A 14,370-nucleotide genomic window follows, 5' to 3' on the forward strand; every position below is an offset into this window, starting at 1 on the left:
ACGGGTTTCCAGGTGCCCGAGATCGACCTGAAAGAGGAGCGACGCGTACTTTGGTACGCGAGCGACGGATTGAAGGTCAAGGTCGGGTGCCTGGGAAAGCCGACACAACAGAGAGGAATACCCATGCGTTACACGATCAAGACTTCCGGCCTTATGTGCGGCCACTGCGACGCCACTGTCGAGACGGCACTGCTCAACGTTGCCGGCGTGACCGACGCCGACGCCGATCACGAGACTCAGACCGTACAGGTGGAGTGCGCCGACACCGTGACCGCTGAGCAGCTCGCTGCCGCCGTCGAGGACGCCGGCGAGAAGTTCCACGCCCTATCCGTGACCGCCGCGTAGCAGACGCCGCCTACTGAATCCTCAGAAGTTGCGGTGAAATACGGACTGTTGTGCCGCCCTAGGCCTTTAAACGGTCCGTATTTCACCGCAACCGACGGGGACATCCGGAAGATCGACCAGAAACGAGGACCCGCCATGATGGCAGACCATAAATCGGTGACCCGCATGCTCAAGACGGCACGCGGCCAGATCGACGGCATCCTACGGATGGTCGAGGAGGACCGTTACTGCGTCGACATCTCCACGCAGCTCATGGCAACACAGGCGCTCCTCGCGCGCATCAACGCCGACGTGCTCAAGGCGCATATCGAGGGCTGCGTGACTTCGGCAATCGAATCGGGCGACGAGGACCTCAAAGCCGCCAAGCTCGCCGAGATCGAACGCGTCGTCGACAAGCTCTCCAAGTAATTGGGGCATTGGGGACAGACTTCTTTGCACCGTCTTGGTATTCCGGGGACAGGTATGTTTGCACCACATTGGTGCAGATTAACCTGTCCCCCTTGCTCTAAATCGGGTATAAAGGCGTGCAGCATATCGAACGAAAGGCAATTTGCATGAATGACTTTATGAAGGGTCGCAATGGTGCCGATGAACTCACCATCGTGATGGGTTTTGCCGGCATCGTCATCGCGATGATCGGATCGATAGCCCGCATCCAGTGGCTCAGCTGGATCGCCATCGCCGTAATCGTGATTGGCGTGCTGCGCGGCCTGTCCAAAAATATCGACGCACGTCGCAAGGAGAACGAGGCCTTTGTCGCCGCGACTGCAAACGTACCCGGCTTGGGCAAGTTTGTAGCTAGCTTGGGCGGCGGAGCTGCAGCGGCCAGCACCTCACGCGCAGCCGGCACCAGTAAGGAAGACTTTGAGCGTGCCAAGCGCACGGCCAAGAAGATGTGGAAGGGGCGCAAGACCACGGCATACCTCAAGTGCCCCAACTGCGGCCAGATGCTCTCCGTCCCCAAGGGCAAGGGCAAGATCCGCGTCACCTGCCCCAAGTGCCACGCCAAGATGGAGACGCGCTCATAGCCGCCATACCATGGGACAAATAAAAGCCGAGGCCTCGCACTGGGACCTCGGCTTTTTCTGATTATGACAAAAGGATTGCCCCTTTGTCACACCTATGCCACGCCGTCGCGGGCGAGCTCCTCGGCCAACGCCTCGGCAGGCATGGCCATAATCGCGTCGAGCTCGGCGTCCACCTCGGGAATACGCTTCACCTTGAGCTTGCGCACCAGATCACCGCGACACATCACGTGCGTCGGTTCACGCAGTGCGCACAGGTCATCGAGCGGGTTCTTGCGCGTCACCAGGATATCGGCGGCCTTGCCGCACTCGATCGTGCCAGTCTCGCCGCCCAGCCCCAGCAGCTCGGCATTAACCTGCGTGGCTGTATGCAGCGCGAAGGCGTTGCTCACGCCGACATACTTGGCAAAATAGGCCACCTCGCGCCACATGTCATACTGCGTCACGAACGGGCAGCTTGAGTCCGTGCCAAGGCCCACCTTAACGCCAGCTTCCAGTGCGGCACGGGCGCTCTCGATGATGCCCGAGCACACGATGTCGCCGTTCTTCTTTTGCGTATCGGTAGAATGGGTCTTTTCCGGGTCGAGCAATACAAACGGCAGCGCCGGGCTGATAGTGCAGGTCACACTCGGAGCACGCCCCTCGAGCTGCGTGCCCGCAGCGCCACGGTACAGCTCCAAGATCTCGGGTGTCAACGGAGCACCGTGTTCAATCGTGTCAACGCCGGCCTCAAGCGCGGCCTTCACGCCCTCGGTACTCTCGACATGGGCCATAACCGGAAGGCCCATATCGTGCGCCGCCTTGCATGCCGCCGTGGCAACCTCCACCGGCATACGCAGCACGCCCGGCTCGCCCACCTCGGTCGCATCGAATACGCCGCCCGTTACGAACAGCTTAATGACGTCGGCACCGCGCGCATACAGGTCGTGCACCTGTTCGGCTGCCTCGGCGGGACTGTTTGCCACCTGGGCGAACAAGCCTGCACCATGGCCGCCCGGCACCGTGACGCCCGTTCCCGGCGCCACCAGGCGAGGACCTTGATACTTGCCGGCGTCGATGGCATTACGAACGGCGATGTCGGCAAACAGTGGGTCGCCCGCGCCGCGCACCGTGGTCACGCCGCTTGCCAGTTGTTGTTGGGCGCTGCCCTTAAGAATATGGCGCACGATGGCGCGCCCCACGGGATTATCGAGCTTCTTCATCAGCGCGCCCGCATCGCCCGCCGAAACCGGCTTGCCCGAACCGCACAGATGCACGTGCATATTGATGAGACCGGGCATGAGATACGCACCACCCAGGTCGATAACCTCGGCACCCGCGGGCGCCTGCGCCACAGCACTCGGCCCCATCCATGTGATGACACCGCGCTCAACAGTCACGGCCATATCGGGTTGCGGCTCCATATCCTCCGAACCATCCAAGACGGTCGCATTGATAAACAACGTGGAACGATCGGCAGACGCCATATCGAGCTCCTCCCTCACGATTAACTTGAACATTTGTCCATTATCACCTAGTCCAGCTGGATTGCTGCAGACGCATCGGTTAACGGAGGGAAGAGGGGATATGGGGGACGGAATACGTTGCAGCCCCATCCCAGCAACATCAGGGGAATGTCTCGATCTGTAACAATTACGAGCTCAAATAACCTCTAAACGTTACAGATTGAGACAAAACCTCTCAGCGCCCATACCACTGACGTCTCCACTCCTCAGCCAAATCGGGCCGTCGCGGAATACCCGCCAGCCTCATCTTCTCAACCAGCTTCCCCGGATTCTTGAGCTCATCAAACGTAAACCGAAGCACCTTGTGCCCGAGCATTGTCAGATGGGACTCCCGTTGACGTTCTGCCACGAATGGGTCGACCGACTCCCGGCCCTCGCCGTTCTGCAAGGTGTACTTCACCTTTCCGTCGAGCTCGCCGATGACACACGTCCCGTCCTCGAGCCGCCAAAAATAGTCGACGCGAAACACCTGGCTCAGATCAAGCGGGTCGCGAAACTCCACCTGCAGCTCCGGAACCGGAAAGCCGTACGCAATAAAGAACGCTCGGAACCGAGACTCGCCGCCGTTTTCGGACAGCCCGTCCGCATACGACGCAATCACCTGTGCCCTGCGATACCCTCGCCTGCCCTCGCAATCGGCGCGGAGGCGCTCGCACAAATCCCCACGTGATACGCCTTTCGCCCGCAGTGCAGAATCGGCAATCGCCAACCCGTAGGAGAACGGCGCACGCAGCAAGCAATCCTCCACCGTGCGCCAAAACGACGTCACCCGCACGCCGTCGACGCGCTCAAGCGCTCCCGCCATCTGAGGACGCAACAACCTGCACCCGCTGCTCAACGTCACCGAACAACCCGTCTTAACAAGAAAACGCGGCCCGAGCAGATCATTCGGCACCTCCAGACCCCACAAAAGTGCCGCGTCATAACCCCAAAACGCCCAATCGGGATGAAATTCCGCAAGCCCTTTGATAGTCCTCAGCGCTCGCTCTGCAGGCGTCAATGCATCCCAATCATGCTGAAAACAGAACAGGTACGGCTCGGGCTCCGCGATATCGTCGGTTCCAACATGGCGTCGCAGCCACATGAGCTCGGTATTGTCATGCGTTGCGAGCAGCGCACCTTGCTTGGCCGTCTCCGTGAGCCGCGCGAGCATCCTATTCCGCGCCAACGTGTTGCGAGTCGCATGTTTGTGTTTGAGAACGGTATTAGACACTTTCATCACCACCACGTCAGACAAATGGACCATCGTCACCGTTGCCTCCGCTGGCAAATGTCTTGATCTGTAACAGGAAGACAGTCTTTGAGCCTCTAGTTGTTACAGAACAAGATCTTTCGGCAGCCGCCAACCTTCCGTCTCAATCTGTAACAGTTACGGGCCCAAACAGCCGCCAAACGTTACAGATTGAGACAAAGTCAGGGCTGTAGGGCGGCACCAGTCACATCCCCTACTCCCATTCTTGTTCGTAGATGTTGAGCGACTTCACGTACCGCCCCTGGGCGCCCATGATGTCGCGGACCAGGCGCAAAAAGAAGCTGACGCACGAGGTGTCAAAGCCGTCCTGCAGATCCTCGGGATGCACCGCACCCGGTCCATCGACCGCCGTGTCACTCAGGCGCGCGATGTCATACAGATAGAGCTGTCCCGCCGTCAGCCAGACATCGTCGACGCAAGCGAGGCGCACCGCAATCGTGCCGTCGCTCCAATGCTCCTTTTGCACGATATGCGGGTCGTAGACATCAAAGCGACGGTCGGTGCGCGTATCCTTCAGCGCAACCATGCCGTTCGCAGGATCCTTGTCCAAAATGCCAAAGCGCGAGAAATACTGCGTGCCGCGTACCTGCTTGAGCCGCTTGAGCGAGGCAGGCGAAAGCGATGCCGGCGGCTCGTCAACATACAGCTCGAGCAGCGTCTTGCCATGGCGATAGGGGCGCTCGAAGAGCAGCCAATCGGTAAATGCCATGTTGTAGGCCATGATTTCGTTTTGGGAAGGCTCGGTGCAATAGCTGAGCCACGGGTCGACAATGATCTCAAACTGCTCGCGCGCCGGCTCCAAAAACTGAAACTTCCGCAGCATCCAAAAATGGGCCATGTCGGCAATATCGTTGCCGACGGCTTCAGCCAGATGCGCTCGGTCTAAAACGTGGTCAGTCACGGCATCCTCCTCAAACTGATGAACCTCAATTTGAGCTTACGAGGAGGGTGGGCAGCCACTGTCAACACGGACAAAATAGGCCTCCGGCTGCAAACCAACTGCTGACCAAACACTTGACGGGATGCTTGATCGAAAATGCGCACCGCAACAAAACCGCAGGTAAACATAGACGTCCAACCCGCTCTTTTGAGCCAGATGCCCGTAGCCACCACAGAAACAACAGGTGACCACAGCCCAAGAAGTCGACAAATGAACACCCGTACGTCGGCAAACGAACAAATCGGTCGCAAACCCGCAAGGGGTGTCCCTGGATGCCGGCACATAAGGAACGTCCCCAGCTGCCGGCACTTGGGGACGTTCCTTTTGGGCCGGCCGTTGGGGACAGACCTTGACGATTCAGCTGTGGACAGCCGCCTTACAGCTCCAGCGCGTCGGCGACTTCGGCAGCGCAGGCCAGGGCATCGGCCATAGCGTTCACCACGAGCGAGCTGCCGTTACGAGCATCACCCGCCACATACACCGGTGCGGCATCCGCGGAGACGCCGTCGACACGTGCCGCGAGGTGCGAGCCCTCGGCAGCCATCACAGGCAGCGGACGACCAGCGGTGGCAACAGGCACGCCTACCGCATCGAACACGCCATGCTCGGGACCCGTAAAGCCGCAGGCGATGAGCACCAGCTGGGCCGGCACCTCGTGCTCGGAACCTGCAATGCGTTCGGGCTTTCCCGCCGACCAGTCCAGATCGACCACGCGCAGACCCGCGGCTGCACCCTTCTTGTCCAGCAGCACCTCGAGCGTATCCACGCCCCAGGCACGCATCTCGCCGCCCATCGCAGCGATAGCCTCCTGCTGGCCGTAGTCGGTCTTCTTAACGTTGGGCCACTGCGGCCAGGGGTTGCTCGCCGCGCGCTTATCGGGCGCAGCCGGCAAGAACTCAAACTGGCGCACGCTGCGCGCACCCTGACGTACCGCGGTGCCCACGCAGTCGTTACCGGTATCGCCGCCGCCAATGACGACGACGTCCAGGCCACGTGCATCGACGACAGGCTCGCCGCCATCGAGTATCGAGACGGTCGAGGCCGTCAGGTAGTCCACGGCATACACCACGCCCGGGGCATCAATGTTCGCAGCCGAAAGCCCACGCGGAGCACGGGCGCCGGCAGCCACCACGACGGCGTCAAAGTCGTCTAGCTTGGCGGTAACCTTGGGATCGCTCACGTCGGCACTCAGCTCAAAGACAATGCCCAGCTCGCGCATAAGTGTCACGCGACGCTCGACCACAGACTTCTCGAGCTTCATGTTGGGAATGCCGTACATGAGCAGACCGCCCGGGCGGTCGTCGCGCTCAAACACCGTCACGCGGGCGCCACGACGCGCAAGCTCCCATGCTGCCACCAGACCAGCGGGACCGGAGCCCACCACGGCAACCGTGGGTGCGCCCTCCCCTGCCGGCTCAAAGCGGTGCGGACCGCCGTTGGCCCACTCATGGTCGCTAATCGCGCGCTCGTTATCGTGGATCGTCGTGGGCTGGCCATCGACCGAGCCCAGGTTGCATGCGGCCTCGCACAGCGCCGGGCACACGCGACTCGTGAACTCGGGCATGGGCGAGGTGAGTGACAGGCGCTCGGCAGCCTCGTCCCAGCGGCCGCGATACACTAGCTCGTTCCACTCGGGAATCAGATTGTGCAGCGGGCAGCCACTCGGACGCGCCTTGCCAAAGCTCGCGCCCATCTGGCAAAACGCCACACCACACATCATGCAGCGGCTCGCCTGGGCACGGCGCGCATCGTCGTCGAGCTCCACGTACAGCGGATCGAAATCGCGGCTGCGCTCCTCCACGGGGCGCAGCCCGTGGGTCACGCGATCGATATCAAGAAAAGCACCGGGCTTACCCATGGCACTTACGCCTCCTTCTTGGTCGAAGCAACAGAGCTGGCAGCGGGCACAGCGCCAGCGACACCACCCGCCACATCAAAGCGAGCGACATCGGCGGCGTCGGCGCGACCGGTCACGATGTCAAACGCCAGCTCCTCGGCCTGCTCATGCGTCTTGCCGACGGCCTCGGCGGCGGCGACAATCGCCAGCACGCGCTCGTACTCGGTCGGAATGACCTTCACAAAGTGCTTGCTCATCGTCTCAAAGCTGTAGAGCAGCTTAATGCCGCGCGGGCTCTGCGTCGCGTCCACGTGCTCCTGAATGAGCGCACGAATCTGCGCCAGCTCGCCGGCCGTCGGGGCCTTGAGCTCAACGCTCTCGTGGTTCACACGGGCATCGAGCGTGCCGTACTGGTCAAAGACGTAAGCCACGCCGCCCGTCATGCCGGCGGCGAAGTTCTGCCCGACCTCGCCCAGGATGAGCGCCAGACCTCCCGTCATGTACTCGCAGCCATGGTTGCCGCAGCCCTCGACCACCACCGTGGCACCGGAGTTGCGTACGCCAAAGCGCTGGCCGGCCAAGCCGTTAATGAAACCGCGACCGCTCGTGGCGCCAAAGAATGCAACATTGCCCACGATGATGTTCTCGTCGAACTTGTAGGTCGCATGCGGGTTGGGGCGCACCGACACCTCGCCGCCCGAAAGGCCCTTGCCAAAGTAGTCGTTGGCGTCGCCGCACACGTTGAGCGTAATGCCGCGCGGCAGGAAAGCGCCAAAGCTCTGACCGGCCGAACCATCGCAATCGATGGTGATGGAGCCGGCGGGCAGGCCCTCGGGATGCGCCTTGGTCACCGCGTTGCCCAAGATGGTGCCCACGCAGCGGTTGACGTTGGCGATATCGGCGCGGAAGCGAATCGGACGCAGGTGCGCACGGGCATCGGCCGTATAGGGCACAAACAACGTGGAGTCGAGCGTCTTATCGAGCTCGCTGTCCGCAGCCATCTGGGGCAGGAAGTGACGGCCGTCGGCGCCCGGGATGTGGGCACCAAACTCACAGGTCGCGCTTGCCAGCACGGGCGACAGATCGAGCAGGTTGGCCTTGCGGTTGCCCGGGACCTCGATCTGGCGCAGGCACTCGGGATGGCCGACCATCTCGTCGACGGTGCGGAAGCCCAGGCTCGCCATGACCTCGCGCAGCTGCTCGGCAACAAAGAGCATAAAGTGCTCGACGTGCTCTGGCTTGCCGCGGAAGCCGCGACGCAGGCGGCAGTTTTGCGTAGCGATGCCGGCCGGGCAGGTATCCTGCTGACAGTCGCGCTGCATGAGGCAGCCCATGGAGATGAGCGGCATGGTCGCAAAGCCAAACTCCTCGGCACCCAGCAGGCAGGCGACGGCGACGTCGGTGCCGTCCATGAGCTTGCCATCGGCCTCGAGCACCACGCGTGAGCGCAAACCGTTTTGCAGCAGCGTCTGCTGGGCCTCGGCAAGGCCAAGCTCCAGCGGCAGACCCGCGTGCCAGATAGAGTCGCGCGCAGCGGCACCCGAGCCGCCATTGTGGCCGCTGATCAAAATCTTGTCGGCAGCGCCCTTGGCCACGCCGGTGGCGATGGTGCCGACGCCGGCCTCGCTGACCAGCTTGACCGACACGCGCGCGCCGGGGTTGGCGTTCTTAAGATCGAAGATCAGCTCTGCCAAGTCCTCGATGGAGTAGATGTCGTGGTGCGGCGGAGGCGAAATCAGGCCGATGCCGGGCGTGGACTGACGGACCTCGGCAATCCAGGGGTAGACTTTCTTGCCGGGCAGGTGACCGCCCTCACCGGGCTTGGCGCCCTGGGCCATCTTGATCTGAATCTCGAAGGCGCTGCACAGGTAGCGGCTTGTCACGCCAAAGCGCGCGCTTGCCACCTGCTTGATGGCGGAATTCTTGGAGTCACCGTTAGCCAGCGGGGTCTCGCGACGCGGATCCTCGCCGCCCTCGCCCGAGTTGGAACGACCGTGCAGGCGGTTCATGGCGATGGCCATGCACTCGTGTGCCTCTTTGCTGATGGAACCGTACGACATGGCGCCGGTGTTAAAGCGGCGGACGATGTTGAGCGCGGGCTCGACCTCGTCGAGTGCCACCGGGGTGCGGCCGCCGGCATCAAAGTCCAGCAGGTCGCGCAGGCGCACGGCACGGCCGGTGCGGTGCAGGCGGGCGCTGTACTCCTTAAAGGTGTCGTAGCTGTCCTCACGGCAGGCGGTCTGCAGCAAGTAGACAGTCTGAGGATCGATGAGGTGATCCTCGCCGCCGAGCGGGCGCCACTTGGTCAGACCCAGCGTGGGCAGTTGATCGGGAGCCGGGCTCTTAAGGATAGCGAGCGCGGCGTCGTAGCGCTCGTTTTGCTCGCGCTCAACGTCCTCGACACCCATACCGCCCACACGGCTCACCGTGCCGGCGAAGTACGCGTTGACAAACTCCGGCGTAAAGCCCACGGCCTCGAAAATCTGCGCCGAATGGTAGCTCTGCACCGTGGAGATGCCCATCTTGGACATGATGGAAACGATGCCGGCAGTCGCAGCCTTGTTGTAGTTGGCGATGCCTTGCTCGGCTGTCACGTCCAGATCGCCGTGCGCCGCCAAGTCGCGAATGCACGAATGCGCGTTGTACGGATAGATGCCGCTCGCGGAGTAGCCCACCAGTGCCGCAAAGTCGTGCGGAGACACGGCGTCGCCACACTCCACCACGATGTCGGCAAAGGTACGCACGCCGGCGCGGATCAGATGGTTGTGCACGCAGCCCACAGCGAGCAGTGACGGCACAGGGACCTCGCCCGCCGCAGCACGGTCGCTCAGCACCACGATGTTCACGCCATCGCGAACCGCGGCCTCGACGTCTTCGGCAAGCTGCTTGAGCGCAGCCTGCAGCGCGCCCTCACCCGCGTCGCGGCGGTACACGGCACGGAAACGGCGGGTCTTAAAGCCCACGCGGTCGATGGCACAGATACGCTCGAACTCCTCCTCGTTGAGCAACGGGCGCTCCAAGCGAACCAGCTGGCAGGCCGTACGGGAGTCCTCGAGCAGGTTGCCGTGGTTGCCCAGGTAGAGCGTGGTCGAGGTGACCATATGCTCGCGCAGGGCGTCGATCGGCGGGTTCGTGACCTGGGCAAACAGCTGGTAGAAGTAGTCGAAGAACGAGCGCGTCTTCTTGGACAGGCAGGCCAGCGGCGCATCGATGCCCATCGAGGCGAGCGGAGCCTTGCCCTGCTGGGCCATGGGACGCGCGACTTCGTCAACATCATCCCAGTGATACCCGAGCTTGGCCATGCGCACGGCGGCGGGCACCTCGGTATCCTCGGCGGGCGTGAGCGCGACGGGCTTGTCGAGCGCGTCGACGGTCAGCGTCTCTTCGGCGATCCAGTCGCGATAGGGCTTTTCCTTGGCGTAACGGGCGCGCAGCTCGTCATTGTAGATGACGCGGCCGCGGGCAAAATCGACCTCGAGCATCTGGCCCGGTCCCAGACAGCCGCTCGTCAGGATGTTCTCGGGGCTCACCTCGATGGTGCCCACCTCGCTCGCCAGCATAAAGCGGCCGTCGCGCGTCACGTAGTAGCGAGCCGGACGCAGGCCGTTACGGTCGAGGGCGGCACCCAGGGTACGGCCGTCGGTAAAGGCGATAGCGGCAGGACCGTCCCACGGCTCCATGAGCATGGACTGGTAAGCGTCGTAGGCGCGGCGCTCCTCACTCAGGCTGTCGTTGTGGTCCCACGGCTCGGGCAGCAACATGGACGCGGCACGCGTGAGCGGGCGACCGTTCATGACCAAAAACTCGAGCACGTTGTCCAGAATCGCGGAATCGGAGCCCTCACGGTTGATGATGGGCATCACGCGCTCAAGATCATGCTGCAACACGGGGCTGTACAGGTTGGGCTCGCGGGCACGAATCCAGTTGACGTTGCCCTTGAGGGTGTTGATCTCGCCGTTGTGGATGATAAAGCGGTTGGGGTGCGCACGCTCCCAACTGGGCGTGGTGTTGGTGGAGTAGCGCGAGTGTACGAGCGCCACGGCCGTCTTGACGGCGGCGTCGTTGAGGTCGATGAAGAAGCGGCGCATCTGTGTGGCGACCAGCATGCCCTTGTACACGATGGTGCGCGAGCTCATGGAGCACACATAGAAGATCTTGTTGCGCAGGGCAAACTCGGCGTCAGCCTTCTTCTCGATGGTGCGGCGGCACACGTACAGGCGGCGCTCGAAGGCGTCGCCGGCGGGCGTGTCGTCCGGACGGCCCAGGAAAGCCTGCAAAATGGTGGGCATGCAGGCGCGGGCTGTCTCGCCCAGGTCGTGCGGGTCGACCGGCACCTCGCGCCAAAAGAGCAGCGGCACGCCGGCCTCGGCGCAGCCCTCCTCAAACACGCGACGGGCATCCTCTACGCCCTTGTCGTCCTGCGGGAAGAACAGCATGGCCACGCCATAGTCGCCCTCTGCCGGCAGAATCTGGCCGCACTTTTGAGCCTCTTTGCGGAAAAAATGATGCGGAACCTGGAACAGGATGCCGGCGCCGTCGCCGGTGTTCTTCTCGAGTCCCGTACCGCCGCGGTGCTCCAAGTTGACCAGAATGGACAGCGCATCGTCCAGAATCTGGTGATGGCGCTCACCGTTGATATCGGCAAGCGCGCCGATGCCACATGCATCGTGGTCGAATTCGGGGCGATAAAGGCCCTGCTGCTGAGCGGAATCTGCCTGCATCGCGATCCTCCCCTAGATATTAGACAGTCAGTTGAATAGGCATACTAGGAGCATCGCCGGCCCGTTGTGTTTCCCGCCCGTTTCGAAACAATCGCGTAACGCACGCCCTACGAGTGGACACCGCCGACCTCAAGGACGACGACAAGGCCCCCAGGTTCGACCTGTAAGCTCACCGCTTCAAACATCTCAATCTGTAACAGTAAGACCCAATTTCGACGACTAACTGTTACAGATTGAGATTTTCTGCAGGACAGTTTTGGTTTGTCTCGATCTGTAACACGAAGGGCCGGTTTTTGCAGCTAACTGTTACAGATCGAGATTTTCCATAGGACCATTTCTTCCTGTCTCGATCTGTAACACCTAGGTCCAATTTCCATCCCTAGTTGTTACAGATCAAGACATTTCGGCAACTCCTTTCCCCATCCTATTCAAATACAACAATTTTGTTAGTCTCGGTTAACCTTTAAGCCTAAAACGGGTACCCTTTACGGCGTCAAACAAACGGCACGCAGGAGTGCACCATGCTCAACCATCTCAAACAACACTTTGGCTCGCACCGCACCGGAGGCCACGGAGGTCTGGGTATCGCCCGGCATATCGGCCCCGGGCTGCTCGTGACCGTCGGCTTTATCGATCCGGGCAACTGGGCCTCCAATATGGCCGCCGGCTCGCAGTTTGGCTACGCGCTGCTGTGGATCGTCACGCTGTCCACGATCATGCTCATCGTGCTGCAGCACAACGCGGCGCACTTGGGCATCGCCACGGGCACCTGTCTTGCCGAGGCCACGACACGCTACCTCCCCCGCATCGTGGGACGCGCGGTACTCGCCAGCGCCTATCTCGCGGCCATCGCCACCGCCATGGCCGAAGTCCTGGGTGGCGCGATTGCCCTTCAAATGCTCTTTGGGCTGCCCGTGCGCGCGGGCTGCGTCATCGTGGCGGCAGTATCGATGGCGATGCTCATGACGAGCTCCTACAAGCGCGCCGAGCGATGGATCATCGCCTTCGTCGGCGTGGTAGGACTCTCGTTTTTGGCCGAGCTTGCGCTAGTCAAGGTCGACTGGCCGCAAGCCGCCGCAAGCTGGATCGCGCCCAGTATGCCCACTGGCTCTGCCGCGATTATCGTGAGTGTCCTGGGTGCGGTCGTTATGCCCCACAACCTCTTCCTGCACTCCGAAGTCATCCAATCCATGCACTTTGAAGGCCAAGGCGAGCAGGTTATCGAAGAACGTCTGCGCTACGAGCTCTTCGACACGCTCTTTTCGATGGGCGTGGGCTGGGCAATCAACTCGGCCATGGTCATCCTGGCCGCAACGACCTTCTTTGCGCACGGCATTGTCGTAGACGACCTCGCCGTCGCAGCGGTCACGCTCTCCCCCATCTTGGGCCCGGCGAGCTCGACCATCTTTGCGGTGGCACTGCTGTTTGCGGGCATATCGAGTAGTGTGACGGCGGGCATGGCGGCGGGCACCATCACCGCGGGCATGTTCGATGAGGAATACGACATCCACGATCGACATTCCTCGATCGGGGTGGCGGCCTGTTTCGTCGGCGCAGTAGCGGCGTGCCTGGTCGTCCCGAATCCTTTTGAGGGTCTCATTTGGAGTCAGGCGCTGCTGTCGCTTCAGCTGCCGATTACGGTCTTTGTGCTCATACGACTCACCAGTTCGTCCCGCGTCATGGGCAAATACGCCAACTCGCGCCCGCTCAACGCGTTGCTCGTAGGGATCGGCGCCATCGTGACGATTCTCGACATCGTGCTGCTAACGGGAATGTAATTGAGATGGCGTGACTGTCCAGATATAACGTCTTAATCTGTAACACGTGAGACCGTTTTAAACCGTCAGATAAATCAAAAGGGTCCCGGCCGAGAATTCGACCGGGACCCTTGGACAGAGCTATGTTCGGCTTTCGCCGTGTGCCTGCGAGTTACTCCTCGACGAGCTCAAACTGATCGGGACCGACGCCGCACACCGGGCACACGTAATCCTCGGGCAGCTCGGGCGTGTCGACCTCAACCTCGTAACCGCAAACGGTGCACACAAACTTATACGTCTTCTTTTCCTCAGCCATGATGTTCTCCTCTCGAACGTGACTGCTGGTGTACTTACTTATTAGTATATATTCTCAATAACATAATGCAAGTATTTTTAGAACATTTCTAGCCTTGATACGACGAGGCTTTGGGCGGCGTCTTGCCCTTTAGCACCTTGTGATAGTAGTCGTACGTCAGCGGCATCTCGTCGCTCAGGCGCTCGGCATCCTCGACCTCGCCAATAAACAGCAGATGCGTGCCCACATCCACAGTGTCGATCAAACGGCAGCTAAACAGGGCCGCCGCGTGCTCGGGCACATAGGGCATGCCCAGAGCCGTCTCGCGGGTCTCGTATTTGGCAAACTTGTCATAATCGCTGCTGGTGCGGAACCCAAAGTTACCGATGTAGAGCATGTCGGCCGTCTGATCGATCACGGTCAGCGCGAACGCTTTGGCCGATGCGATGATGCCCGAGGTGACATTGTCCTTGTTCACGGCAACCGAAATACGCGGCGGCATGGACGTCACCTGCACCGCAGTGTTGATGACGCAGCCGGCGCGCAGCCCGTCTGCCACAGCGCTCACCACGTACAGACCGCTCGGCATGGTAAAGAACGCAGTTTTGTCCATAACGATCACTCCCCTAGCTCGGGTTGGAACCTCATGAATGTATGTACCCACAAAAAAGGCGGCACCCATAACGGACGCCG

11 protein-coding genes are annotated in these 14,370 nt (G+C 61.4%); 4 read left to right on the forward strand and 7 right to left on the reverse strand.

Annotated features, from left to right (window positions below; all coding sequences use genetic code 11):
* Positions 1 to 123: 123 nt before the first annotated feature.
* From AAAX72_RS07800 to AAAX72_RS07810, 3 genes are all read left to right on the forward strand, one after another.
* Positions 124 to 345 carry a heavy metal-associated domain-containing protein gene (locus AAAX72_RS07800; RefSeq protein WP_195245914.1) on the forward strand — a complete coding sequence of 74 codons (222 nt, stop codon included), beginning with the start codon at positions 124 to 126 and terminating at the stop codon, positions 343 to 345.
* A gap of 135 nt (positions 346 to 480) precedes the next feature.
* A complete protein-coding gene (locus AAAX72_RS07805; RefSeq protein WP_022094020.1) occupies positions 481 to 753 on the forward strand; it encodes a metal-sensing transcriptional repressor in 273 nt (90 codons plus the stop codon).
* Between the two features lie 146 nt (positions 754 to 899).
* Positions 900 to 1,373: a hypothetical protein gene (locus AAAX72_RS07810; RefSeq protein ID WP_161194483.1), complete on the forward strand. Its 474-nt coding sequence runs from the start codon at positions 900 to 902 to the stop codon at positions 1,371 to 1,373.
* Positions 1,374 to 1,465: 92 nt separating this feature from the next.
* Here the strand turns inward: AAAX72_RS07810 and AAAX72_RS07815 are convergent, their stop codons facing one another.
* The 5 genes from AAAX72_RS07815 to gltB all read right to left on the reverse strand — a co-directional run bounded on the left by AAAX72_RS07815 (position 1,466) and on the right by gltB (position 11,625).
* Entirely contained in the window at positions 1,466 to 2,836 is a 1,371-nt protein-coding gene (locus tag AAAX72_RS07815; RefSeq protein ID WP_349129845.1) for an amidohydrolase family protein, read from the reverse strand.
* 214 nt (positions 2,837 to 3,050) lie between these two features.
* Positions 3,051 to 4,127 (reverse strand): hypothetical protein, encoded by a 1,077-nt coding sequence (locus tag AAAX72_RS07820; RefSeq protein ID WP_349129846.1) that lies wholly within the window; start codon positions 4,125 to 4,127, stop codon positions 3,051 to 3,053.
* Between the two features lie 193 nt (positions 4,128 to 4,320).
* The gene (locus AAAX72_RS07825) at positions 4,321 to 5,028 is read right to left on the reverse strand and encodes a hypothetical protein (RefSeq protein ID WP_349129847.1); all 708 of its coding nucleotides are present in this window, start codon (positions 5,026 to 5,028) and stop codon (positions 4,321 to 4,323) included.
* Positions 5,029 to 5,443: 415 nt separating this feature from the next.
* The gene (locus tag AAAX72_RS07830; RefSeq protein ID WP_349129848.1) at positions 5,444 to 6,925 is read right to left on the reverse strand and encodes a glutamate synthase subunit beta; all 1,482 of its coding nucleotides are present in this window, start codon (positions 6,923 to 6,925) and stop codon (positions 5,444 to 5,446) included.
* A 5-nt stretch (positions 6,926 to 6,930) separates the two neighbouring features.
* Positions 6,931 to 11,625 (reverse strand): glutamate synthase large subunit, encoded by a 4,695-nt coding sequence (gene gltB, locus AAAX72_RS07835; protein ID WP_349129850.1) that lies wholly within the window; start codon positions 11,623 to 11,625, stop codon positions 6,931 to 6,933.
* Between the two features lie 521 nt (positions 11,626 to 12,146).
* Here gltB and AAAX72_RS07840 point away from each other — a divergent pair.
* Positions 12,147 to 13,403: an Nramp family divalent metal transporter gene (locus AAAX72_RS07840; protein WP_349129852.1), complete on the forward strand. Its 1,257-nt coding sequence runs from the start codon at positions 12,147 to 12,149 to the stop codon at positions 13,401 to 13,403.
* A 151-nt stretch (positions 13,404 to 13,554) separates the two neighbouring features.
* On the opposite strand, the gene AAAX72_RS07845 is transcribed toward AAAX72_RS07840, so the two are convergent.
* Both AAAX72_RS07845 and AAAX72_RS07850 read right to left on the reverse strand, forming a co-directional pair.
* The gene (locus AAAX72_RS07845) at positions 13,555 to 13,698 is read right to left on the reverse strand and encodes a rubredoxin-like domain-containing protein (RefSeq protein ID WP_035137395.1); all 144 of its coding nucleotides are present in this window, start codon (positions 13,696 to 13,698) and stop codon (positions 13,555 to 13,557) included.
* An 88-nt stretch (positions 13,699 to 13,786) separates the two neighbouring features.
* Positions 13,787 to 14,290 (reverse strand): flavin reductase family protein, encoded by a 504-nt coding sequence (locus tag AAAX72_RS07850; RefSeq protein ID WP_349129854.1) that lies wholly within the window; start codon positions 14,288 to 14,290, stop codon positions 13,787 to 13,789.
* Between the last annotated feature and the right edge of the window lie 80 nt (positions 14,291 to 14,370).

This window comes from Collinsella sp. CLA-ER-H8 (genome assembly GCF_040092335.1).
Taxonomy (GTDB): Bacteria; Actinomycetota; Coriobacteriia; order Coriobacteriales; family Coriobacteriaceae; genus Collinsella.